The sequence below is a fragment of the Metabacillus idriensis genome (assembly GCF_009674765.1).
Classification (GTDB): domain Bacteria; phylum Bacillota; class Bacilli; order Bacillales; family Bacillaceae; genus Bacillus_P; species Bacillus_P idriensis.
Map to the genome: position 1 here is coordinate 1 of NZ_WKKF01000018.1, position 25,753 is coordinate 25,753.

Below are 25,753 nucleotides of genomic sequence, written 5' to 3' on the forward strand. Positions count from 1 at the left end.
ATATTAAATTTAATATATACATTAACATTGTTGTTAATGTTAATGTATATATGTAAATAAAATTATGGTTGACTATGTAATTAATGTATATGTTTAACTATATAATTTTTTATATGATAATGTATATATTGACATATACATTATCATTGTTGTACAGGATGGTTTGAAGATAAAATACCTTAAGTATCTCTAGTAAAATGTAGATGGGGGAGGTCACTTATTAATAGAAGAGGGAATGAACCTAAATAGGATCAAATGATAATTTATAATAATGTCTGATTGTTTATATATAGATTGATAAGTTTAAAAAGTTTGATCAAAATCCTGTAGTGAAAATACAGGATCTTTCTTTTTTTATTGCACTAGCAATTGCACTAGCAAAGCGGTTTATTTCAATAAGACCTGCTTCCTTTGTATGATGGGAATATAAAAAAGTCCAAATTTGAGGTGGATAGTGTCTGTAAAAGGTTTAAATCATTTTTATTTTCAGTGTCTGATTTAGAGAATTTTTATTAAATTTTATCAAAATGTATTTGATGTAAAATTGTTAGTTAAGGGTAGAAGCACTGCCTATTTTGACTTAAATGGATTTTTGGGGTAGTCGACGTCGATATCCAAGGATATTTTGATAATCACTCAAACCAAGTTAATGAAATTTTCGGAGCAACGAATAAGCGATTGACAGGCCTTAAAACTCGTTCGAAAGTGGTTGGAAGCAGGCATTGGAGGAAGGAAACATAAGGAACCAATGTTAAAAGAAAGCTGGATTCCACTATTAACTTTAAAATGAATAAAACCACCCTTTTATCAAGAGCGGCTAGACTTTTGGATCATTCCAATGTAAATCCCTTCTTTGGGCGTAAACAATAATAACAATCCATTTAAAATATATATCCTTTCCAAAAACATGCAATCTATAAAAGCCAAATGTAGCTCACTTAATATCAATTTAAAAGGCCATTCCTAATGGTTTTTAGAAAATGATTTTCTCATCTTGGCGGATTTTTTCCCAGACAAAATGCATATGTGCCTTAAATGCTTCAATACACTTTTTTTCATCTCGTTCATACATGGCATCTAAAATCGGCTTGTGAAGTTCTGCAATTTCATCTAGCTTATCAAAGTAAATCTGACTCGTTAAGTACCAAATGCGATCGGATAAAGCGGTTAAATCCTCCCAAACCTGATACATAAATCCGTGATCAGCCAGCCTGTATATATAGCTATGGAAGGCATTGTCTGTTTCTCTAACCTTATCAAGATCATTATTTTTACCAGCAGTGAGCATGTTTTTGTAAAGATTCGACAATTCCCTTAAATCTTCATCTGTCAGGTTATTAAGTGCTTTTTGGATGGCTAAAGGTTCCATCATTTCCCGGAAGCTGTAGACTTCCTCTACATTTTTCTTGGAAAAATTGGATACAAATGACCCTTTATGTCGGTAATGAACAACTAATCCCTCAATTCTAAGGCGGGATAAAGCTTCACGAACTGGAGCCTGGCTAACTTTATATTCCTTTGCTATTTCCATCTCAATAAGCCGATCGCCTGGTTTTAATTCACCCTTGATAATGGCATCCTTTAATAGCTCACATACCTGATCAGCTAATGAAAAATTTTTGACTGATTTCCCCATAAGCATAACTCCTTTTCATTAACTATCAATTATCGTTAATATTAAGTTTAGCTAAAAAATAACAGATAATCAACGTTAATTATTTTTTGACAAATCAAAATATTGAGTATAGTATTAATTATATATTATCGATAATATATAATTTAAACTTTGGAAGGGAGTAAAGGTATGAATATTTATGTTGTAATGAAAAGAACTTTTGATACTGAAGAAAAAATTGTTATGAAAAATGGAGTGATTGAAGAATTCGAAGCAAAATATGTCATCAATCCATATGATGAATACGCAATTGAAGAAGCCATACTTTTAAAGAATAAACATGGCGGTGAGATCACAGTTATTACAGTCGGTGGAGAAGATGCAGAAAAAGAACTACGGACGGCATTAGCAATGGGGGCAGATAAGGCAGTTTTGGTGAATTCGGATGATGATCTTGAAGATGGAGATGAATGTTCAACCGCAAAGGTACTATCGCATTTCTTTATGAAAAATGAGTTTGATATAATCCTGGGTGGAAATGTGGCAATCGATGGAGGTTCTGGTCAAGTCGGCCCTCGATTAGCAGCACTTCTTGATATTTCATACGTGACGGCCATTACAAAAATTGAAATAAATGGTCAAGCAGTGACAATTGAGAGAGATGTAGAGGGGGACATGGAAGTTATTGAAACTTCACTGCCGTTACTCGTTACGGCTCAGCAAGGCTTAAACGAACCACGTTACCCCTCTTTGTCAGGAATTATGAAAGCTAAGAAAAAGCCGCTTTTAGAGCTCGAGCTTGATGATCTTGACCTTGATGAAGAAAATGCAGCAGCCAAAACCAAAGTTTTGGAAATATATTTAATGCCTAAAAAAGAAGCTGGGAAAGTTTTAAAAGGAGAGGTACATGACCAAGTAATTGAGTTATTAAATTTATTGAAGAAAGAAGCGAAGGTAATATAAGGGAGGAATAATCAAGTGGGACGAAAAGTATTGGCATTAGGTGAAGTTCGGGATGGAGTCATCCGTCATGTGTCGTTTGAAGCTATTGCTGCGGGAAAAGTTATTGCTGAAGATGGAGAAGTAATTGGTGTGCTTTTTGGTGAAAATGCAAATAATTTAGCAGAAGAAATGATTTCATATGGTGCAACTCGTGTTTTAACCGTGGATGAAGAAAAATTAAAAACCTACTCATCCGATGGCTATACACAAGCGATGATGGCTATTATTCAAAAAGAAAAACCAGAAGGAATAATAATAGGACATACTGCACAGGGCAAAGATCTAGCTCCATATCTTGCAAGCAAACTAGATACTGGACTTGTTTCTGATGCTATTGATTTGAAAAATGAGAATGATAACATCATATTCACTCGCCCGATTTTTTCTGGAAAAGCTTTTGAAAAGAAAATAATTATAGATGGCATGGTTTTTGCAACGATTCGCCCTAACAATATTCCTCCTCTAGAAAAGGATGAATCCCTTTCTGGTGATATTCAATCTGTAAAAGTAGACATTAAAGACTTGCGTACTGTGATTAAAGAAATTGTTCGCAAAACATCTGGCGGGTTAGATCTCTCAGAAGCTAAAGTTATTGTAGCAGGCGGTCGTGGAGTTAAGAGTGCTGAAGGCTTTAAGGTGCTCGAGGAGCTTGCCGATATTCTTGACGGAGCAGTTGGTGCATCACGTGGTGCATGTGACTCTGAGTACTGTGATTACTCTCTTCAAATTGGTCAAACAGGGAAAGTTGTGACCCCGGATCTTTACATAGCATGTGGAATTTCAGGTGCAATTCAGCATCTAGCAGGAATGTCGAATTCCAAAATACTTGTTGCGATTAACAAAGACCCTGAAGCGAATATCTTTAAAGTAGCAGACTATGGTATCGTAGGAGACTTATTTGAAATTGTACCATTATTAATTGAGGAATTAAAAAAGGAACTAGTAAATGCATAAAATGATTAAATGGATTGTTTGGGAGGATTCAGAAGTCTAAGTCCACAGATAACCTAAAATTAATGTCTATTAATGCCTTTTATCTTACAGGAGTGTTCTTTTCCTCTAAAACTAGTATGTGAAGGAAAGAATAATAAAAGCTTGTCGAAAAGGTAATTCTTCCTTAACGACAAGCTTTATTATGTTTAATTTATGGAACATATATTTTTTATCTTGATATACACTCTGCATTTCTAGCTCTCATAAAACTTATTTGAAAATTGAAGGCAAGAGAGTCGATACCTGTGGGACAATTATAATCACAATAAGCGCTAAAATCATCGCTAATATAAATGGGATTATAGCAATCGATATTCTTTCAATTGATAACTTGGATATGCCTGAAGCAACAAAAAGATTTAATCCAACAGGAGGTGTTAATAATCCTATCTCAGCAGCCAACACTAAAATAATCCCAAAGTGAATCGGATCAATTCCTAATTGCAGAATGACTGGCAAGAAGAGAGGAGTTAAAATTATTATAATCGAAAGCGTTTCCATGAAAGTTCCAATAATAAGAACCAATAAGCCAATTAATAGCATAATAACCAGTGGATTACTTGATATACCCATAATAAAGTTTCCTATCATACTCGGAATTTGATAGATTGAAATAAGCTTGGAAAATGCAGCTGCGGTACTAAGAATAATCAAAATGGCTCCTGTCATGATGGAAGAGGAAATAAATGCAGTTTTTATTTTCTCTAAATTAAGCTCTTTATGTATAAACAAACCAACTGTGAATGCGTATAAGACAGCTGTTACTGCTGATTCAGTTGGGGTGAATATACCTCCATAAACTCCTCCTAGAATAATGATTGGTGTCAGGAGCGCCCATTTTGCTTCCCAGAAATTAATTAAAACTTCTTTCCAATCAATCCTTCCCTCAGCCCCTTTATAACCTTTCCTTTTAGAAATAATGATTACAGCACCGATTAAAAATATTACTGCAACAAGTCCAGGTCCGACCCCTGCTAAAAACATATCACTTATGGATACATTTGCTAATATAGCGAAAATGATAAGTGGAATAGATGGAGGAATTAAAATCCCTAATCCACCGCCAGACGCTGATACAGCAGCTGAAAATCCTGGATCATATCCTTTTTTTATCATAGCTGGAATCATAATTGACCCTATTGCAGCTACCGTAGCTGGCGAAGACCCCGAAATAGCAGCAAAGAATAAACAAGATAACATTGAAACAAGTGCAAGTCCACCTGTAAACGTTTTCATTAAGGAGTTAGCAAATGCGATTAATCTCGCTGATAAGCCACCTGTTTCCATCAAAGCCCCAGCTAAAATAAAAAATGGAATGGCTATTAGGGGAAATGAATCTAATGCAGTAAAGGCGCTTTGTGTAAGGAATGCAATGGGAATATCGGCTAAAAGCAAAGAAACTAGCACAGCAATGCCGATTGCAATAGCAATTGGAATCCCGATAATTAAACACATGATCAAAACTGACCCTAAAGCAATACTTGCTGCCATAAATGAGACCCCCTTATTGTATGTTTTTTATTGGATGTTTTTCTAGTTCATTATGAATTACACTGCCTTGAATATGCTCAGGTTCTGAAGAAGTGTTTTTTCTTTTAATCATATTTTGAATAATTCGCAGAGACATTAATGCAAATCCAAATGGAACAATCGTATAAACGGCTCCCATATTGATTCGCGTTACTGCAGAAACTTGAATTGAACTCAATAAACTCTGAACCATTTGAGTACCATAAAATATCATAAAAATATTAAATGTTAACCAGCATAAATCTGAAAAATAGTAAATCCAATTACCAGTTTTCTTTGCAATTGTACTTTCTCCAATTTCCATTTTTAAATGGCGATTGTGTTTTGCAGCCAATGATATGGAGATGTAAACAAGCCATATAAATATGAATCTAGCCAATTCTTCTGTCCATTCTAATGGGTAATTAAAAATGAACCTAGTAAATATTTGAGCACTTATTAATAGAGTCATTATGGAAAATAAAACGATGCAAACATACTCTTCAAAATTTCGATCAATCTTCTTTACAACATTCATAAGATAATTAACCCTCCTTATATTCATCAAGATAGACAATCTTAAAGCTTATTATATTTTATCGATAATCGAAAAGTAAAGAGAAGTTTAGAAGATAATATATAATTTTTAAATTATTTTGACAATTAAAAAGAAACTTGATAGAGTTTGTATTATAGATTATCGATAATTATTAGAAATATAATCTATACTGTTTGGCGATTAAATTCTAGAAACACCAAATGTCTAGTGATAGGGGAGGAGAAATTTATTATGATGAAAAATGGTTTCATTCTGCTAATACTTATTCTTTTAGCAGGCATTTTGGCATCCTGTTCTAGTGAAGGTGCCACGAGCTCCCAATCTTCCAATGAATCTGGCGGATCTATGAGTTCCGGAAAGAAAGTAATTAAACTTGGTTCTGTAAATAATGAACAACACACATTATTTAAAGGATATGAAAAATTCAAAGAACTTATAGAGGAAAGAACAGAAGGGAATATAACTGTGGAGATTTATCCTAATGGACAATTAGGAGACGATCGTACAATGATTGAGGGTCTGCAGTTTGGTACATTGGAAGCCGTCGGGGTATCAACTTCCATGTTGGCAAACTGGGCGCCGCCCATGTTAGCTTATGATCTACCTTTTGTATTTCCCAACGCAGATACGGCTTATTCAGTATTAGATGGTCCTTACGGAGAAAAAGTAGGCAAACTACTTGAAGAAGAAGACCTTGTCTTTCTAGCTTACTTTGAGAATGGATTTAGACAATTAACAAATAGCACTAGAAAAATAGAGTCTGTAAAAGACATCGATGGATTAAAGATTAGGGTTATGCAAACACCTGTTCACATTGAGACATGGAGTACATTAGGTGCTAGCCCGACACCAATGGCGTATACAGAGCTTTTTACAGCAATGCAGCAAGGAGTTATTGATGGTCAGGAAAACCCATTTGGGAACACAGCGATGGATAGATTTTATGAAGTACAAGAATACATGACGGTTACAAATCATGTATATAATCCAATGGGGCTGGTAATTTCGAAAAAAATCTTTGATGGATTCTCAGAGGAAGAAAAGAAAATTGTATTGGACTCTGCTAAAGAAGCAGGCGATTATCAGCGTCAACTTAACCAGAAAGAAGATCAAAACTATAAAAAAATGATTAGTGATGGCGGTACAAAAATTACAGAACTTACACCTGAAGCACATGCTGAGTTCGAAGAAGCTGTAAAAAGTGTTTATGATGAATTTGTTGATGAGATCGGCCAAGATTATTTGGACGAGTTTCTAGCAGAAATAGAAAATGTAAAGTAAATTTAGCCACAAATGAAAGCGTTTACCGTTAGGGTACTCTTTAAATGATTTAGATCTCTTAAATCATCAAAATGATATTGCATTCACAGGAGGATTAGTTATGAACCTAATAAAAGATACTTTTGAATTTGGCCTTCACACTCAGATTTATTTCGGTGTTAACCGCCTTGCAGAATTACCTGAAATTATAAAAAAATATAACTATGAAAATGTATTAATTTGTACAGATAAAGGTATTGCACACTCTGGAGCACTTGATAGGTTAGAATCCATACTTAAGGAAGGGAATATTAAATTTGAAGTATTCGACGAGGTTGAACCTGATCCAACGATTCGAATCGTGAAAAAGGTTGAACAAATTTTCACGGAAAAAAAATGTGACGCATTAATCGGCTTTGGCGGAGGAAGTTCAATTGATATTGCTAAAGGCATTTCCATAGCTGTGGCAAATCCAGGTTCCTTAAACCAGTTCGAGGGGAAAAATAAAATTCCAAATAAAGGTCCTGATGTAATAGCTATTCCAACGACGGCAGGCACCGGATCAGAGGTAACTCATGCCACGGTCCTCAAAGACGAAGATCGAAAATACAAAATGGGTATTTTAAGCGAACATTTACACCCTAAGGCAGCTATATTAGATCCTGTCTTGCTTACAACTTTACCAAAAGGACTTGCTACAATGACCGGAATGGACGCCTTAAGTCATGCTATAGAATCATATACGTCTAATCAGGCACAGCCAATCACAGAAGCATTAGGACTCTATGCAATTGAATTGATTGGAAAGAACTTAAGACCATTTGCTGCAGATCGATCAGATATTGAAGCTGCTTCCAATATGATGCTTGCGAGCACAATTGCAGGTGCAGCGTTTATTTGGGGAAGGGTAGCAGCAGTTCACGCTTTATCCCATCCATTAGGTGGGCGGTATAAAATTCCACATGGTTTGGCAAACTCTATGCTTCTGCCAGTTGTAATGAAATATAATGTTAGCTCTAACTTTCAGAAATTTAGAAATATCGCTTTCCTGCTTGGAGAAAATGTTGAAGGCATAACACTTAGAGAAGCTGCCGGAAAATCAGTGACTGCTGTTGAAAATTTAATCTCGGACTTAGATATTCCTACAACGCTTAAAGAAATAGACATTGAATTATCCGATGAAGAAGTTCAGGTTGTTGCTGAAGAAGCATATGCAAGTGGGATTGCAAATGCAAACCCTAAACAGGTTTCAGTAAAAGATTTAGTTTCATTAATTCATACTATTCTATAAGAGGTGAGAAAAATGGTAACAGTAAAAAACAAGACTATTACAGTGCAAAACTACATTGGAGGTAATTGGGTACCTTCATCTAAAAATCAGACTTATAATAGAGAAAACCCAGCAAATATTGAAGAAACCGTGTCAATTTGTCCAAGTTCAACAACAGATGACGCCAATCATGCAATCGAAGCGGCTCACGAAGCTTTCAAAACATGGTCACAAGTTCCTGCAATAAGCCGTGCTAAATATCTTTATAAATTTGCCGATCTATTAGAATCACATAAGGATGAAGTTGCAGAACTTTTAACAAGGGAACAAGGGAAGCCACTTAGTGAATCTTTAGGAGAGGTAAATAAAACGATTGGTGAAGTCCGTTATACAGCTGGTGAAGCATCAAGGCTGTCTGGAGAAACATTGCCGAGTGAACGTGAAAACGTTCAAATTCGAACTGTGCGTGTTCCAAAGGGAGTAATCGCAGCCATTTCACCGTGGAATTTTCCATTAGTAACACCATTAAGAAAAATTGCACCAGCGCTTTCAGCGGGTAATACAGTCGTGTTCAAGCCAGCTAGCATAACAGGCGCAATGGGCGCTAAAATAACTGAACTATTTGAAAAAACAGGTTTGCCGCCTGGTGTTTTAAACTTAATTATTGGTTCTGGCAGATCTGTTGGAAATCAAATTGTTAATCACCCAAAAGTAAGAGGAATTACATTTACAGGTTCAACGGAGGTAGGTTCAAGTATTTACCAACTGGCATCTAAACGTTTAGTAGAAGTTCAGCTAGAAATGGGTGGGAAGAACGCGGCTATCATTTATGACTACCCAGATGTAGAAGGAGCGGTTACACAAATCGTTGGAGCTGCTTTTGCTGCAGCAGGGCAAAGATGTACCTCTATCAGCAGAATTATTATTAATGAAAGAGATGCAGACCGCGTATATGCCGCACTTAAAGAAAAAGCTGAAGAATATGTTATTGGAGATGGGCTCGAAAGTAATACTACGATGGGTCCTCTTGTGTCTAAAGATCAGTTGATTACAACGCAGAAATATGTAGAAATCGGTCATGAAGAAGGTGCTACACTGCTTACTGGAGGAGAAATAAAAATTCAAGAAAAAGATGGCTACTACTTCCGGCCGACGATCTTTACAAATGTAAAATCAAATTCAAGACTTGCCAAAGAAGAAATTTTTGGTCCTGTCCTTTCTATAATGACTGCAGACAGCTTTACTGAAGCAATAGAAATTATGAATGACAGCGAGTATGGACTTGCTGCTTCTTGCTTTACAAAAAATAAAGATTATGCAGATCAGTTTGTTGCACAAGCAGAAGCTGGAATGATACACATAAACAACGGAACCATTAGTGAATCGCATGTACCATTTGGCGGGATGAAAGCTTCTGCTGTTGGCCCTTACTCAATTGGAAGTACGGCAAAGGATTTCTTTACGGATTTAAAAGTCATTTATAATGCCAATTAATAGGAATCTATATAGAAAGTGTCATAAACATTTATCTGGCAGAAGAGCAGAATATTAGAAGTTTTATGAGTTTTTAATTATCGATAATATATGATATTTTTCAGAAAGGAAGGGTATTTATATGGCAATTACAGAAGCCCAACAAGATTGGAAAGACGTAGCACGCAATTTCGCGAAAAATAAATTAAATCCTGCTGCAAAGTGGCTAGAAGGCGAAGAGTTTTGGAGTAATTCAAAAAAATTAGCAGATCATGGTTTTTTAGGCTTAACCCTCCCGGAAGAATACGGGGGGATGAATCTTGATTTATTTGAAGCATTACTAATCATTGAAGAACTTTGCCGAGTATGTCCTACAAGTGGGCGCCATGCTTATCATGCCAGTATGGGGATTGCTTCCTTCATTAATCACTTAGGAAATGAGAATCAGAAAAATAAATATCTGCCGCAAGTCACTTCAGGAACACTTTTTGTTGCGCTTGGAATGAGTGAGCCAGAAGCAGGAAGCGCTGCAACAGATATGACAACAACTGCTATTGACGAAGGTGATCATTACCGTTTAAACGGATCGAAAGTGTTTATCAGTGACGCTCATCTTGCTGACTTGTTTGTAGTATATGCTCGTTTTGGTAATTCAGGCCGTACCTCAGATATAGGTGCAATTCTTGTTGAACGTGGAACACAGGGCTTCACAATTGGTCCGCACGAAGAAAATATGAGCGGTGAAATACAATGTACACTTTATTTTGAAGATGCAATTGTACCAAAGGAAAATGTTCTTGTTACAGAGAATGCCTTCAAAAAATTAATGGGCGTATATAACGGTGTACGCTTAGGATTTTTAGCACAAACGCTTGGGATTACTCAAGCTGCATTTGATCGAACAATTGAGCACGTAAAACAGCGGAAACAGTTTGGCAAAGACATTGCAGAGTTTCAAGGGTTACAATGGATGATTTCTGATATGTATGTTGAGTTAGAAGCAGCTCGCACACTTCTATACCGCGCAGCAGAGGCTGCATCAGATAATAAGCCTGATAAAAACGCAGTAAGTGTTGCAAAAATCTTTGTGGCTGAAGCATCTCAACGCATCACAGATACTTGTATCCAGCTTCACGGGGGATATGGATATTCAAAACAATATCCACTTGAATGGTACTACCGCTGTGTACGTGCTGCTTCAATTGCAGGAGGTACACTGCAAGTTCACAAAACAATGCTTGCTTCAAGCGTACTAGAAAGAAGATTCGATCAGCGAGGATAATGAACCACTAATTATACGAGTAACCAACTATTGATTTCAATGAAATTGGGAGGTCTTTGAGAATGGGGACAACATCTCATTATAAAAAAAGCAAGTCCAAGGTCATTTCCGCGGAAGAAGCAGTGAACAGAATTCCGAACGAAGCAACAATAACGATAGGAGGTCTTATCTCCATTCTCTGCCCGGAGAAAGTTTTGTCTGCCTTGGGTGAGCGGTATGTAAAAACAGCCGAACCAAAAAATCTGACTGTCGTTACCCCTGTCAGGGTAGGGTGGGATCCGGAAAGAAGCACTGGACTTGAACATGTTGCGTATAAAGGGATGCTAAAAAGACTTGTAAGCGGCAGTTTCAATGTCAAAGAGAGTCCAAATTTAACAGATATGATTCGGAACAATGAAATTGAAGCTTATAACTTTTCTATGGGAACACTTTTCCAGCTTATCCGATGCATTGCAGGTGGACATCCAGGATTGCTTACCACAGCAGGGTTACATACTTATGTTGATCCGAGATATGATGGCGGCCGTTTAAACAATTTAACGAAGGCCACTCTAAATCAAATCCTTGAACTTAATGGAGAAGAGCTTCTATTTTATCCGTCCTTTCCAATTGATGTTGCAATTATCAGAGGGACGACCGCAGATGAAGATGGAAATATTACGCTGGAGGAAGAGCCAGCTACTCTTAGCGGACTTGAAATGGCAATGGCTGCGAAAGCTAGCGGCGGCTATGTTATTGCACAAGTAAAACGTGTAACGAAAAATAATACCCTTCATCCGAGGTCAGTTGAGATTCCTGGTATTTTCGTAGATGCAATTGTTGTCGATGAGGAACAAACACAGAGCCTATTGCCGGGATATGAACCAAGCTGGACAGGAGAAATCAGAAAACCGATGAGCCAATTATGCAATCCTCTATCACTCGATGTTAAAAAAGTTATTCTCCAAAGAGCTGCAGAAGAAATTGAACCAGGCATGACGGTAAACCTAGGGGTAGGTATTCCTGTTGATTTGCCTCAGCTAGCAATTGAGCAAAATTTCTTTAAGGACATTACATTTTCCTTGGAGCATGGAGCTATTGGAGGAGTGCCGATGGGTGTAGAAGTGTTCGGTGCACATATAAACCCTGATGCATTTGTTACATCTACGCAAACCTTTGATTTCTATCAAAGCGGAGGACTTTCAGCTACATTGCTTGGCTTTGCCCAAATTGATGGTTCAGGGAACGTCAATGTGAGTAAATTTAATGGTATCTATAGAGGCTCAGGAGGTTTTATTGATATCACACATAAAACGCCAAAGATTCTTTATTGCGGGACATTAACAAGCGGCGGCTTAAAAATATCTATAGCAGATGGACAGTTGAAGATTGAACAGGAAGGCAGACACAAGAAGTTTGTAGAAGCCATTGAACATATGACGTTCAATGCAGCTCAGGCGATCAAAAAAGGGCAAGAAGTTCTGTATATTACAGAGCGCTGTGTTTTCAGATTAGAGGAAGATGGCATACATCTAATAGAACATGCACCGGGAATTGATGTAGAAAAGGATATTTTAAAAAATGTAGATTTCAAAGTAACGATTTCTCCTGATTTAAGAGAAATGAAGTCTAATTATTTCATGGAATCTGCCACTAAGACATTTATGGAAAGGGTGTAATAGATTGTCACAATATAATGTTGACAGAATAATTGAAACAGATGTACTAGTAGTCGGAGGAGGCGGAGCAGCAGCTAGGGCTGCTTTATCTTCAGTAGAGGCGGGGGCAGAAGTACGTGTAGCTGTAAAATCAAAATGGCTTGGAGGCGGTTCTACTGCAACTGCATTTTCTGAATTGCTTGCGATTGCTGCTGCCATTGGGCACGGAGATGAGCGTGATCACCCTGAAATCCACTATGAAGATACACTTGATGCAGGAAAAGGATTTATTGATCCGGAGCTTGTTTGGACACTTGCCTCGGAAGTTCCAGATCGAATAAAAGACCTTATTGATATAGGATTAAATTTTGATAAACAAGAAAACGGTAAATTAGTGCAAGGTATGAGTGATTTTGCAACTTATCCAAGAACATGCCGTGTAAATGGCGTAACAGCTCGGCATATCCTTGTTGCTCTTTCAAAACAGATTAAAAAAAATGGAGTTCCGATTGATGAACAAATGTCAGTTTTCAAATTAGTTACAGACGAAAACAAAAACATTTCAGGGGCACTTGCAGTAAACCATGAAACAAACGAACTGATCCTATACAAAGCTCCATCTGTTATCCTAGCCTGCGGCGGAGCTCAACATGTATATAAATACGCAGTAGGAACAGCTGAAATGGTTGGTAACGGATATGCAATGGCCTATGAACTGGGTGTTCCTTTAATCAATATGGAATTTATTCAAATCGGACCAGGAGCAATTAAACCTTCTATTACATTACTTTCAGGTCCAGTTTGGAAAACGAAGCCAATTCTTAAGAACAATAAAGGTGAAGAAATTTTCTCTAAACATGTTCCTTCGCATATAGATATTGATAATGTTTACAAGAAAAAAGTCTTTCCATTTACTATTTCAAGCGATGCGTATTACTTTGATACATCTATCCAGAAAGAAATGGAAGCGAATCCTGCACCAAACGGAGGAGTATGGGCTAATTTACCGCCTGGATCTGAAAAAATTGTGGAACAAAAAATCCCAAAAACAAGCGGTGTATTAAAAGCAAAAGGAATTGATATTCTTAAAGATAAGTTTGAAGTAGCACTTATTGCTCAATGCATGAATGGGGGCGCATTAATTGAGTCTCCAGATGGTACAACAAAAGTTCCTGGATTGTTCATTGCTGGAGAAACAGCAGGAGGACTTCGAGGTCCAGACCGTCCAGGAGGGAATTCCTTAGCTGAAGGACAGGTTTTTGGTCACCGCACAGGGAAAGCAGCTGCTGCATACGCGAAACAACAGATTCAGACCAGTGATGTTGAAAGCAAAGCAAAAACTTTATTAGCTGAGGTATTTGATTGGATAAAAATGAGTACAGGAACAAAGAACCTAAATGAAGCCTCTAAGAATTTAAAAGATAATATGTATAAAAACTGTCTAATCATCCGTAATGAAAAACGGTTAAATGAAGCGTTGGAACTTATAAACGACCTTGAAAAAGACCTTGAATCAGGAGAATTTAAGCTTGGTGAAGAGGACTTCGCTGCTGCTATTGATTTTAAACATATGCTCATTACTGCGAAGTCCATTGTGATTTCCGCCCAAGCCAGGAAAGAAAGCAGAAGCTGTCACTTTCGAGAAGATTATCCGGAAAAGGATGATTCAAATTGGATCAAAAGTATTTATGTTGTAAATGAAAATAATGAAATGAAACTAAAAACAAAAAATTGGCCAGGACAGCGAAAAGAAAAAAGAAATGAAGTTAACATATGAAGGTAAAAGTCACCGTTTGCGACAGAATTGCTCAAGTTCAATTCGATTCGCCTCCATTAAATTTACTTTCTAATAAAGCAAAATGTGAGATCAAGGATCTTTTTCAATCGTTAGGAGCAGATAAAGATGTTAGCGTTATTCTTTTTGAATCCACTGGAGAGCATTTTTGCTGTGGTGCGGACTTGAAAGAATTTCCTGATAGAATCAAGAATAATGAAAGTGAAAAAGCATGGATTGAGGGACATGAAATGCTTCAGGCGATTATGAACACACCTCAGCCTACTATTGCTTGCGTACACGGAAACGCACTCGGGGGAGGGGCAGAGTTAGCTAGTGCATTTGATATAAGGCTGTTTGCACATGATGTTATTTTTGGCTATCCGGAAATAACTCGAACTGTATATCCTGGCAATGGCGGATTTGAACGGTTAATTCAGCTTTGCGGAAAAGCGAACGCACTTTATCTGTTATTAACAGGTGAAAGAATGAAGGCGTCCGATATGCTGCGGATGGGAATAGCCAATAAAATTGTTGAGAGAGATCAACTGAAGAAAGAGGGAAAGAAAGTAGCAGAGCTTCTTGCCTCCTATTCTTTTACAACCGTTAAAACAATTAAACAAGCTATGAAAGATTACAAAAATGCTGAACAATTTTACCAAAAAGGAATGGACTACTTTTCTGCCCTTCATCAGACAGAACATATCAAAGAATCACTCAATGCTTTTTTTGAAAAAAGAAAGCCTGTGTACCACCAAAAATTAAAAGATTGATAAGAAATGAGGGTTGTAATATGAGCTTAGGATTTAGGGTGCTATCCGTTGAAAAACGTCTTAGCAAAGAGATAGTTGAGCAGTTTAGGCATATTGTTACGCCTCATATCAGCGATAATATGGGACGAATGATAGCAGCAGGTTGTGAATTAAGACCTTATCATAAAGAAGGTAAGCTTGTCGGAACAGCGCTTACAGTGAAAACAAGACCAGGTGATAACCTGCTGGTTCACAAGGCTATAGATATAGCTGAGCCTGGTGATATTATCGTTGTCGATGCTGGTGGTGATATAACAAATGCAATTGTTGGAGAAATTATGAAAAAAATTGCTGAAAAAAAAGGGATTGCCGGGTTTATTATAAACGGCGCAATCCGTGATGCAGCAGCATTCAAAAACGATACTTTTCCAGTTTACGCAAAAGGTGTAACGCATCGAGGTCCCTATAAAGATGGCCCTGGAGAGGTGAATGTGCCAATTTCCATTGGAGGAATGCTGATTAATCCAGGTGATCTTATTGTAGGCGATGAGGATGGACTTGTTGTCGTACCACAGGCTGAAGTCGAAGAAATTCTGAAAAAAGCAAATAACATGGCCTCAAATGAAGTGAAAATCTTTGCTGCAATCGAACAAGGGACAGTGGATAGAACATGGGTAGATAAATTGCTGAATGAAAAGGGCTGTGAACTTCTTGAACCTTCCAAGTCCATAATAAGCAGCAGGGAGCAGTAAAATGAAACCAAAAATCTATATTACACGTAAACTGCCAGATCAAGTTCTTACTCAAGTCTACGAACGGTTTGAAGTAACAATGTGGACAGAAGAAGAAACTCCAGTTCCACGTAATGTGTTGGAAAAAGAAGTTCAAGATGTTGATGGTTTACTTTGTTTGTTAACCGAAACAATAGACGAACAGTTAATCAAAAAAGCAAAACATTTAAAAATTATTGCTAATATGGCTGTTGGCTACAATAATATTGATTTAGATTGTGCCTCAAAGCATGGGATTATGGTAACAAATACCCCTGGTGTTTTGACCGAAACAACAGCTGATTTGACATTTGCCATTTTAATGGCAACAGCACGCAGACTTATAGAGGCTTCCAATTATTTGAAGAGTGGTGAATGGAAGACGTGGTCTCCTATGCAGCTCACAGGACAGGATGTTTTTGGAGCTACTCTTGGAATCATAGGACTAGGCCGAATTGGAGAAGCATTGGTAAAACGGGCAAAAGGTTTTAATATGAATGTTCTTTACTTCAACAGAACTCGTAAATATGATAAAGAAAATGAGTTGGGCATCACCTACTCCTCTTTTGAAAATGTTTTAAAGGAATCTGATTTCCTATGCATTATGGTCCCTTATACACCAGATACAATAAATCTGATTGGTACCGAAGAGCTTAGATTAATGAAGAAAAGTGCGATTCTTATTAACACAGCAAGAGGTGGAATAGTCGACGAACAAGCGCTTTACCATGCACTTAGAAACAATGAGATTTGGGGTGCAGGACTAGATGTCTTCCAAAATGAACCTGTAGCGCTGGACCATCCACTTTTAGCATTGCCAAATGTTTTATGCCTTCCACACATAGGAAGTGCAAGTATCTCAACCCGTTTGAAGATGGCTAACCTTGCCTTAACAAATCTACAAGCTGGTTTATTAGGAGAGGCCCCTCCCAACTTTGTGAACAATTATATTAAATAAATGTTTCCTAAGAATGCAGTACTCGTAGTACTTTATAATATTATTCATCAAGATTCATATTTTTTCACTTGATTTGCCTTGTAATTTTCCCAACATTATACTTAGTAATATTTAAAGATTATCGATGATATATAATTCAGATGAGGTGTAACAATGGGGAGATTATTGAAGCAAGATTCTCTTGCGGATCAGATATACCATTTGATAAAAGATTCAATAATAAAGGGTGAATTAAAACCTGGTGACCGTATCACGGAATTAGATATTTCTACTAAACATGGTGTAAGCCAAGCACCTGTTCGAGAAGCCTTTTTGAGGCTTAATGAAGATGGTATGGTAGTAAGTATGCGGCATAAAGGAACATTTGTCTCAAATCTCTCTCTCAAGGATATTAAAGAAATATATGATTTCCGGGAAAAGATGGAACCGTTAGCTATTCAGCTAGCAATCGAAAATGCAAAAGAACAAGACAAAATAAATCTTCTTTCACTTTTTGAAAAAATGGTGGAAGCAGGGGAAAAGCAAGATGTTGATTTAATTAGAAGTGCAGACGTGATGTTCCATACTTATATATATAAACTGGCGAATCATTCTTTTATGTATAGAATATGGGAATTATTAAGTGCTAGATCAAATCGTGTTTGGTACCTTACAAGCCAAGTATACTTTGATGATTTTAATGAACTGACACAAATTCACAAACCTATAGTGGATGCATTCATCCAAAAAGATACTGAAAGATGTATAGATGCCTTTACAGTTCACTTGGAGTTTGTTAAAAACAAAATTCTCTCAAATAGAGAGCTGGAAAAATGATGGTGGGGCAATTTTTTTATCATCTGTGTCCAAAAGGTGTTCCATGTCAGATAGACACAAATTTGAATTTAATTTAGACGGTAACGTGGATTAAGACTAATTTCGCCTATTACAGGTTGAGTTATTAGATAGAAATCTGTAAATATTAAAAAAATATCTTTATTTGAAGATACTTTTTAATAAGGTTTTTTTCTAGTAATAATTGATTAACAATCGGCGTAGTTGTTGAAATTAACGGTTTAAATCCTTAACGTTAATTCTTATTCTTCTCCTATGAATTATATATATCATAATTATTGTTATAACATATGCTAATATATATATTAATATATGTTGATGTGTCAAATCCAGAAAACTCGGTCCTATTCGTTCAAAAAGGGAAAACAACTACTGAATTCCCTGTAAATAAAAACATCGTAACTATTAATGGTAAAGAAATAGAGCTTGATAGCGTGACTGTACAAACAAATGGAAATTTTTACGTTTCAAAAGAAGCTGTACAACTAGTGAAAAAAATAAATAAGAAAAGAACGGTACGAGTTGTTTTTTCTATATCTTTACAGATGTGAAATAAAATGGGTCTGATATACGATAAGAATAGCTAAATCAAAGAAACAGTCCGATAAGTATAAATTGGACTGTTTCTTCTTGTTCAGGATTATGTCATACACCATAAACTGTAGGTATATTTGATTGGAATCTGCTTAGCGTAAGATTTCTCCATTGGCTACCGATGTCCTTATTTTATAAAATACAAAATATTTTGATTATTCTTTACATTTTAAGAAAAACTGAATACAATATAATTGTATACAATTATATTTGGATACATTCTACAGGAGGTGAGAATTTTTGAGAACACAGCGAGATATCCCGTTAATGAGAGTTTCGGCTAAAGACTTCGCCTATACAGAAGTTAAGCAAAGAATCATAAATTGTAATTTCAAACCAGGTCAACAAATTGTTGAAGAAGAATTATCAAATGAATTGGAGATTAGTCGAACTCCTCTTAGGGAAGCTCTTCAAAGGTTAGAACTAGAGGAATTAGTCGTTCGTCAACCAAATGGGCGTTTAAAAGTCGCACCAGTATCGGTGAAAGAAGTTAAAGAGCTTTTTTTAGTGCGCAGCATGTTAGAAGGAATTGTCGTGTCAGAAGCTGCTGACAACATTACGGATCAGGATATCAAAAATTTATCTTATTTAGTTCGAATGGTTAAAGAAACTTCAGTGGAAGGGAACCATGAAGATGTCAGTAATTTTGGTACACAATTTCATACTTACCTCTACAATTTAAGTCAGAACAAAACGGTAGTAAAAATACTATTTCAACTAAACGACCATATCACGCGATACAGACGGTTAGCTCATTTTATAGACACAAAAAAAACATCGGATGAACATGAGGTCATACTTGATTTCATCATTAAAAAAGATAAAAAGAATGCAGAATTAACTATGAAAAATCATGTATTAGATTCAATGAATCAAGCTGTCCAAGCAGTAATTCAATATGAAGAAACTTTGCAAATCGAATCCAATTAATAGTTAAAAAGAAATTAAGCAGTCATTTTTTAAAGACTATTTCTATTACAAGTGAATAAGGGGGATAATATGACATTTGCGGTGATTGGAGCAGGTAATACAGGCCAAGCGATTGCAAGCTACCTCTCTTTAAAAGGGGAGAGGGTAAAATTATACAGTCGAGATCCATTAAAGGCAAAGAGAATTTCGCAGCAAGGACTAGAGCTGAAAGGGATGTATTCTGCGAAGCTTAGTATAGAAGCGTCTTCTCTTATGGAAGAGGTCATCGAAGATGCAGAATATATCATTGTCACTACTACATCTTTAGGACATAAACAAGTCTTTAATAAACTGAAACCTCTATTAAAAGATAACCAAACCATTGCTATTTTTCCAGGTTATTGGGGGGCAATAGAATGTAAAGAGATTATTGGAGGTATTATAGAAGAGAAAAATATTACTGTTGCAGAAACTAGTGCGATGCCTTTTGTTAGTAAAGCAGATAATGCAGGATCCGTCTTCATCAATAAAATTAAGAAAAATGTTCTCATCAGTTCCATTCCTACATCAAAGAATTCTTCCATCTCAAACAAGTTTTTAGAAACCTTCCCACAATTAATAACAGCTAAGAATATATTTGAGACATCTTTAAACAATTCAAACGTTGTTGTCCACACTCCAATTACACTTTTCAATGCAAGCAGAATCGATTCATCCGAGGAATTCCAATTTTATGGTCAGGGTGTTTCACCACTAACCGTTGCATTTATTGAAAAACTTGATCAAGAAAGAGTAACGTTAGCAAATTTGTTACAAGTGGAAACTAAAGACATCCTCAGTATCTTGAACGAATTTTATGGAACCAATTATTCAAGCCTTTATGAGGCTCTGCCGGGATTATTCCCAGTTGGAACTGCACCTACCACTCTAAATCATCGGTACATCACAGAGGATATCCCATTTGGACTTGTTCCTATATCGGAATTAGGAAAGAAAGTGGGGATAGACACCCCTTATACAGATTCAATCATAAACACAGCTTCTTTATTTATGAATACGGATTATAGAGAAGAAGGTGTTAATTTTAAAGATTGGAGGAAAGAGCAAATCTTAGGTGTAGGAGGGCTAACGCAACAGATCTAGGAATATCAAATTAATATTAAGTGGGGGGCAAAATAATGACTGAATTAGTTACTGGAAATAAAATTGCTGTACTTAAGAAGAAGGTAACTGCGGTTGATTTAATTACAATTGTCGTATTTGCTGTCTTATATCGAGTACTATGGTATTTCTTTAAATTTGCAGGAGTTGTCTTTCCATTTAATCATACGTTTGTTTATCTGTTTTGTTCTTTCTGTCTAGTTCTTTGTTGGGTGATTGTAAGGAGGCCATATGCTTCTGTCTACTTTACTGCTGCCTGGTGCGCTATCAACTTTTTTATCCAAGGAGAAATACCCGTATACTGGGTTTTGGTTGTAATCGCTCCATTATTGCCTGAAATCTATTTAAATATGAGAAGTAAAGCATTTGCAAATGCTGACGAGGTTTATTCCAGTACAAAAGATTTAATCGTTGCGGCTGTTCTTTATAACATGGTATACGAGGCTTTTGTTTGGTGGAGTATTATCAGTGTTTATCAGATTCCTGTTCCGTTTAATATGATTGCAATCGTGTTCGCTATTTCTATTGTAGGTATGATAATTGGTGCTGCTATTGCCAGGAAACTTGGGCTCAAACTGAAGGGTCTTTTAGGCTGATATTCTAGTAATTCATATGGAGGTGTAAACAGTGGCTGCAATTGATTTTGTTTCCAACTTGGATGAAAACACTTGGGTCCATAAATTAGACCCAAGAGCTAAATTACTTTTAATATTGAGTTTCGTTATTATCCCACTCTTATTCTTGAATCCTGTATATTTAACTACCATTCTATTGTTGGGTCTGCCATTATGGTTTGCAGCGAGGATCAAGATTAAGCCAATCCTTCCATTGCTCGTAACGATCGTTATACTTGCTATGTCTGCAATTGTTTTTGCAACTTTTTATAACTACAACCAGCCAAATGCTAACATCCTTTTTTCAATTGGCTCACTTCAAGCAACTGATATCGGCCTATATTCAGGTCTAATCCTTGGTTATAGGATTGCTATTCCTTGTTTTATGACGATCATATTAATTTCTACAACAGATCCTGCTCTACTTGCAAAAGGGTTAATGAAAATGAAGGTGCCTATCAGTGTTGCATTTATGTTTTTAGGAACATTGCGGTTTTTCCCACTAGTGTTCGAAGAATTAACCAATATTTCTAATGCCCAAACAATTAGAGGCGTAAATAAGAAGGGGATAAGAGGAAGTTGGAACAGTTTCAAATTGGCTGTCTTTCCACTTTTAATTAACTCTTTGAGAAGAAGCAGAACAATGGGTCTAGCCGTTGAAAGCAAAGGGTTCAGTAAAATGGCATGGAAAGAATACTATCAGGATATGAAATTCACAAATATCGATACGATTATTACTATATTAACGATTATTTTCTTAATAGCTGCTTTATATGTAAGATTCGTTTTGGGGTTAGGTGCAGATAATTCAGTCGTCTTATAGTAAAGTGTCCATCAAAACCCTTTACAAAAGGAGTGAGAGTATGAGCAGTAATATAATAGAAGTGAAGAGCCTAAGTTATTCATACCCAGGGGTAGAAACTAACACATTAACTAACATAGACTTAGAAATCCAAAAAGGCGAGTTTGTCCTCATAACTGGTACAAGCGGAAGTGGCAAGACAACTTTGGCAAAATGCTTAAACGGGATCATTCCTCATCTCGCAGAGGGTAAATTAGAAGGAGATGTAATCATCAACGGAAAGAATACCCAAAGCGTGCCTATGCATTCTCTTGCCTCAGAAATAGGCATGGTTTTTCAAAACCCTGAAGACCAAATTTTCTCAATAAGAGTGGAAGATGAAATTGCTTTCGGGGTAGAATGCCAAGGATACACTCAAGAAGTAATTAAAGAAAGGGTACACTATGGGCTTCAAAAGCTCAGATTAGAAGATATTAAGAAGCAAATAACGTTCTCTTTATCAGGTGGGCAAAAACAAAAGGTGTCAATTGCTAGTAACTTAGCGATGCTACCATCTATCTTAATTCTTGATGATCCTACAACGGACCTGGATCCAGTCAGCAAACAAGAAGTCATGGATATATTGGCAGAATTAAAGGAAGAAATCGATACGACATTTCTAATTATCGAACATGATTTAAACGATCTTATTGAGTTTGTTGACAGAGTTATCATTATGAATGAAGGAGAAATACTTTATAACGGTCATCCGAGCGAAATTTTATATAATCATTTTAATGAATTGGACGAATTAGGAATACGTATACCAGACCATATACGACTAGGTAAGTTTCTGTTTCAAAAAGGATTTAAATACGATTCCTTTCCAATTTCAAAAAAAGCAGTTTCTGAATGGGTTAAAAATTTACTTGTTTCTAAGAAATTGACTCTGCCAATACATGAAAATAACTTAAAAAGCAGTACCCAAGAAATCGTTGCTAAAGTTGAAGACTTGAACTTCCGATATCAGAAAGATAAACAAATCCTATTTGATATTAATGTAGAAGTTAATAAAGGGGAACTTTTGGCGATTGTCGGTCATAATGGATGTGGCAAATCTACATTAATGAAGAATTTAATTGGATTATTAAAGCCGTCTGAAGGAAAAGTCGAAATCAATAACAAGAATACTAAAAACTATAAAGTCCAAGATATCATTTTAGATATTGGATATGTGTTTCAAAATCCTGATAATCAGCTGTTTTGTAACACTGTTGAGGAGGAAGTCCAATTCGGATTGAAAAATAGGGGCTATAGTGAAGATGTCATCAGTGAGCAGGTGGAACTGGCTATCAATACGGTAGGGCTGCAAAAGAAAAGAAAAGAACATCCTTTTTCTTTAAGCAGAGGGGAAAGACAAAGGTTAGCTGTAGCAACGATGTTAGTTTCTGATCCTAAGATCATTTTGTTAGATGAACCCACTACAGGCCAAGATGATCAAAGCTTAAAAGCTCTCTTAACCTTAATGGAAAAGCTGGTAAAGGAAAAAGGAGCAACAGTGGTCATGATTACTCATGATATGGAGGTAGTTGCTCAATACGCCAGCAGAGTATTAGTCATAGATGCAGGGAAAGTTGTACTTGATGGCTGTCCTAAAGAAGTATTCTTTCAAAACTATCAAAAGCTGCATTCACTAAAATTAAAACCGCCCATCATTTCTCAGTTTTCAGCAGAGTTATTAGAATATGGATTTCCTCAAGTATTGAATTGGCACATGTTTAATAAAGAAGTAGTAAATTATAACCAAGATATTAAGATTGTTTAAAGAATCAGCTTGTATCACCGTTCAAAATGAACGGTTTTTTTCTTATCCAAAGGATGTAAATTGAACATAATGTATACTATGTAAAATACTATAATTTATATGTTAATGATGTTTTTATCATATATATCATTGTATAAAATGACATACCTTTATTTCTTTTTATATCATTTAGTAAAGATAGAAGAAGAAACCAAAATTCAGAAATTTAAATGAGGTAATATATATATTCAATCGATAATTAGGGGAGATTGAGTTGAGCCAGCTAGCACACAAAGAAGAAACCAATGGACAAATTCTCAAAACTATTTTTCTTTTAGCCATACCAGCGGTCATTGAAAATTTTTTCCAGACTATCCTAGGTTTTGTTGACACACTCTTTGTATCTAAACTTGGATTAGTTGAAGTTTCAGCTGTAGGTGTGACAAACGCGATTTTAGCAGTCTATTTCGCAATCTTTATGTCAATAGGAGTAGCAGCTAATGTATTTGTAGCTAAACATCTTGGTGCTAACGAAAAAGAAAAAGCCAATTTAGTCTGTCAGCAATCCATTCTGCTTGCGGCTGTCATTGGCATTATTTTTGGCTTTATCTCATTGTTTTTCGCAAAACCCTTATTGCAACTGATGGGAGTTGAAGATCAGGTTTTATCATCTGCTCTTACATATTTTAAAATCGTCTCCATTCCTTCCATCCTTATTTCTTTAATGTTTGTTTTGGGAAGCATCTTAAGAGGAACAGGGGATACAAAGTCACCAATGAAAGTCAGCATTATGATTAATCTGCTAAATATTGCTTTAAATTATGTTCTCATATTCGGATTCTTCTTTATCCCTGCCATGGGCCTAGCTGGGGCTGCATATGGAACCGTTATTGCACGATTAATTGGAGTTATTGGCCTATTTGTTTTTCTATCTAAATCAAAAGACATCTCTTTTGACTTCTCTAAGTGGAAACTTGATAGGAATATGCAATGGAAGATAATTTCATTAGGCACTCCAGCTGCAGGAGAGAGACTGGTCATGCGTATTGGGCAGGTGCTATACTTCGGACTGATTGTTGCATTAGGAACAAAAACGTTCGCCGCACATCAAATTGCAGGGAATATTGAAGTTTTCTCCTACATGATTGGCTACGGCTTTGCAGCAGCAGCAACAACTCTTGTCGGTCAAAGGCTGGGAGCAAATGATGTAGCTGGAGCAAAGAAATACGCAAACTTCTCCATCCTTTTGGGAACTGGAATAATGGCTCTTTTTGGGGTTTTTCTCTTTCTATTGGGTGAGTGGACAGCATATTTTTTCACTAATGAAACCTCAGTTATCCATGAAATAAAAATTGCATTACAAATTGATGCATTTATCCAGCCTGTTTTAGCTGTAGTCCTTATACTTACTGGTGTGTACCAAGGAGCCGAAAACACGAAATTCCCTATGTATTCAACTGCAATTGGGATATGGGTGATACGAACAATTGGGGTTTACCTATTGGGTATATATTTCGGATGGGGAATAGCTGGAATCTGGATTGCAATAGGGTTTGATAACCTGTTTAGAGCTGTTTGGTTGTGGATCAATTATCAAAATAATAATTGGTTAAAACATTCTGATATTGTACCTCAATTAGGTAAATCAAGAAGCTTCTAGATCCCTTCTTAATTTATTGATAAAATTTTGCCTTTTATTTTCTTTTCTGATATACCGAGAGAGGGTGGAGTGCGAGATACCTATATCCAGTGCAGTCTGACGAATACTTACATTCAGTGTATCTATCATTTCTTTCATTGCTTCTGGAGAAAGGGTAATTTCTTTCACCTTATCGATATTATCATCTATTTTTACATTCATATAGCAGAATACATCTAGCACATGCTGTTGCATCGGCACTTGGCTTAGATTTGAAGAAATTGGATAATCAATTATTTATTATGCTGAGACAGCATTTAAAGCAATGGGAGCAAACGTTAAGATTGTTGTGTCAAATCCAGAAAACCCGGTCCTATTCGTTCAAAAAGGGAAAACAACTGCTGAATTCCCTGTAAATAAAAACATCGTAACTATTAATGGTACAAAGAAATAGAGCTTGATAGTGTGACTGTTCAAACAAACGGAAATTTTTATGATTCAAAGATAGCTGTAGAACTAGTAAAAAAGAATAAATAGAGAAAAAACTAGACGTTATTTTCTAA

The 25,753-nt window shown here is 36.2% G+C and carries 23 protein-coding genes and 1 pseudogene; 20 read left to right on the plus strand and 4 right to left on the minus strand.

Annotated features, from left to right (window positions below; genetic code table 11):
• Positions 1-454: 454 nt before the first annotated feature.
• Positions 455-589 (plus strand): annotated as a pseudogene (locus GJU41_RS25530) (VOC family protein); the annotation flags it as partial.
• 384 nt (positions 590-973) lie between these two features.
• On the opposite strand, the gene GJU41_RS23160 reads toward GJU41_RS25530, so the two are convergent.
• Entirely contained in the window at positions 974-1,636 is a 663-nt protein-coding gene (locus GJU41_RS23160) for a GntR family transcriptional regulator (protein ID WP_170292893.1), read from the minus strand.
• 168 nt (positions 1,637-1,804) lie between these two features.
• On the opposite strand from GJU41_RS23160, the gene GJU41_RS23165 reads away from it, so the two are divergent.
• Complete coding sequence (locus GJU41_RS23165; protein WP_154319703.1) at positions 1,805-2,578, plus strand: electron transfer flavoprotein subunit beta/FixA family protein; 774 nt, start codon at positions 1,805-1,807, stop codon at positions 2,576-2,578.
• A 15-nt stretch (positions 2,579-2,593) separates the two neighbouring features.
• Entirely contained in the window at positions 2,594-3,571 is a 978-nt protein-coding gene (locus GJU41_RS23170; RefSeq protein ID WP_170292894.1) for an electron transfer flavoprotein subunit alpha/FixB family protein, read from the plus strand.
• 249 nt (positions 3,572-3,820) lie between these two features.
• Here GJU41_RS23170 and GJU41_RS23175 read toward each other — a convergent pair whose 3' ends face one another.
• Both GJU41_RS23175 and GJU41_RS23180 read right to left on the minus strand, forming a co-directional pair.
• The gene (locus tag GJU41_RS23175) at positions 3,821-5,101 is read right to left on the minus strand and encodes a TRAP transporter large permease (protein WP_154319704.1); all 1,281 of its coding nucleotides are present in this window, start codon (positions 5,099-5,101) and stop codon (positions 3,821-3,823) included.
• 13 nt (positions 5,102-5,114) lie between these two features.
• A complete protein-coding gene (locus GJU41_RS23180; protein WP_170292895.1) occupies positions 5,115-5,657 on the minus strand; it encodes a TRAP transporter small permease in 543 nt (180 codons plus the stop codon).
• Between the two features lie 252 nt (positions 5,658-5,909).
• On the opposite strand from GJU41_RS23180, the gene GJU41_RS23185 reads away from it, so the two are divergent.
• From GJU41_RS23185 to GJU41_RS23265, 17 genes are all read left to right on the plus strand, one after another.
• Entirely contained in the window at positions 5,910-6,959 is a 1,050-nt protein-coding gene (locus tag GJU41_RS23185) for a TRAP transporter substrate-binding protein (RefSeq protein ID WP_154319706.1), read from the plus strand.
• A 100-nt stretch (positions 6,960-7,059) separates the two neighbouring features.
• Positions 7,060-8,229: an iron-containing alcohol dehydrogenase gene (locus tag GJU41_RS23190; RefSeq protein ID WP_154319707.1), complete on the plus strand. Its 1,170-nt coding sequence runs from the start codon at positions 7,060-7,062 to the stop codon at positions 8,227-8,229.
• Positions 8,230-8,241: 12 nt separating this feature from the next.
• Positions 8,242-9,702 (plus strand): aldehyde dehydrogenase family protein, encoded by a 1,461-nt coding sequence (locus tag GJU41_RS23195; RefSeq protein WP_154319708.1) that lies wholly within the window; start codon positions 8,242-8,244, stop codon positions 9,700-9,702.
• Positions 9,703-9,823: 121 nt separating this feature from the next.
• Positions 9,824-10,963 carry an acyl-CoA dehydrogenase family protein gene (locus tag GJU41_RS23200; protein WP_154319709.1) on the plus strand — a complete coding sequence of 380 codons (1,140 nt, stop codon included), beginning with the start codon at positions 9,824-9,826 and terminating at the stop codon, positions 10,961-10,963.
• 62 nt (positions 10,964-11,025) lie between these two features.
• A complete protein-coding gene (locus tag GJU41_RS23205) occupies positions 11,026-12,621 on the plus strand; it encodes an acyl CoA:acetate/3-ketoacid CoA transferase (protein WP_154319710.1) in 1,596 nt (531 codons plus the stop codon).
• 4 nt (positions 12,622-12,625) lie between these two features.
• Positions 12,626-14,377, plus strand: a complete 1,752-nt coding sequence (locus GJU41_RS23210) for an FAD-binding protein (RefSeq protein WP_154319711.1) — start codon at positions 12,626-12,628, stop codon at positions 14,375-14,377.
• Positions 14,374-15,147: an enoyl-CoA hydratase/isomerase family protein gene (locus tag GJU41_RS23215; RefSeq protein WP_154319712.1), complete on the plus strand. Its 774-nt coding sequence runs from the start codon at positions 14,374-14,376 to the stop codon at positions 15,145-15,147. The genes GJU41_RS23210 and GJU41_RS23215 overlap by 4 nt, the downstream gene beginning before the upstream one ends.
• 20 nt (positions 15,148-15,167) lie before the next feature.
• Positions 15,168-15,878 (plus strand): RraA family protein, encoded by a 711-nt coding sequence (locus GJU41_RS23220; protein ID WP_154319713.1) that lies wholly within the window; start codon positions 15,168-15,170, stop codon positions 15,876-15,878.
• Position 15,879: 1 nt separating this feature from the next.
• Positions 15,880-16,854, plus strand: a complete 975-nt coding sequence (locus GJU41_RS23225; RefSeq protein ID WP_154319714.1) for a 2-hydroxyacid dehydrogenase — start codon at positions 15,880-15,882, stop codon at positions 16,852-16,854.
• Between the two features lie 153 nt (positions 16,855-17,007).
• A complete protein-coding gene (locus GJU41_RS23230; protein WP_154319715.1) occupies positions 17,008-17,670 on the plus strand; it encodes a GntR family transcriptional regulator in 663 nt (220 codons plus the stop codon).
• Between the two features lie 308 nt (positions 17,671-17,978).
• Positions 17,979-18,239, plus strand: a complete 261-nt coding sequence (locus GJU41_RS23235; RefSeq protein ID WP_154319716.1) for a stalk domain-containing protein — start codon at positions 17,979-17,981, stop codon at positions 18,237-18,239.
• Between the two features lie 283 nt (positions 18,240-18,522).
• Positions 18,523-19,212 carry a GntR family transcriptional regulator gene (locus GJU41_RS23240; RefSeq protein ID WP_154319717.1) on the plus strand — a complete coding sequence of 230 codons (690 nt, stop codon included), beginning with the start codon at positions 18,523-18,525 and terminating at the stop codon, positions 19,210-19,212.
• Between the two features lie 69 nt (positions 19,213-19,281).
• Entirely contained in the window at positions 19,282-20,334 is a 1,053-nt protein-coding gene (locus tag GJU41_RS23245; RefSeq protein WP_154319718.1) for an NAD/NADP-dependent octopine/nopaline dehydrogenase family protein, read from the plus strand.
• Positions 20,335-20,369: 35 nt separating this feature from the next.
• On the plus strand, positions 20,370-20,948 hold the full coding sequence (locus GJU41_RS23250; RefSeq protein ID WP_154319719.1) for a hypothetical protein: 579 nt from the start codon (positions 20,370-20,372) through the stop codon (positions 20,946-20,948).
• Between the two features lie 31 nt (positions 20,949-20,979).
• Complete coding sequence (locus GJU41_RS23255) at positions 20,980-21,789, plus strand: energy-coupling factor transporter transmembrane component T family protein (RefSeq protein ID WP_154319720.1); 810 nt, start codon at positions 20,980-20,982, stop codon at positions 21,787-21,789.
• Between the two features lie 40 nt (positions 21,790-21,829).
• A complete protein-coding gene (locus GJU41_RS23260) occupies positions 21,830-23,572 on the plus strand; it encodes an ABC transporter ATP-binding protein (protein ID WP_154319721.1) in 1,743 nt (580 codons plus the stop codon).
• Between the two features lie 253 nt (positions 23,573-23,825).
• Positions 23,826-25,211, plus strand: a complete 1,386-nt coding sequence (locus GJU41_RS23265) for an MATE family efflux transporter (RefSeq protein WP_154319722.1) — start codon at positions 23,826-23,828, stop codon at positions 25,209-25,211.
• Here the strand turns inward: GJU41_RS23265 and GJU41_RS23270 are convergent.
• Entirely contained in the window at positions 25,197-25,412 is a 216-nt protein-coding gene (locus tag GJU41_RS23270) for a hypothetical protein (protein ID WP_154319723.1), read from the minus strand. The genes GJU41_RS23265 and GJU41_RS23270 overlap by 15 nt on opposite strands.
• Between the last annotated feature and the right edge of the window lie 341 nt (positions 25,413-25,753).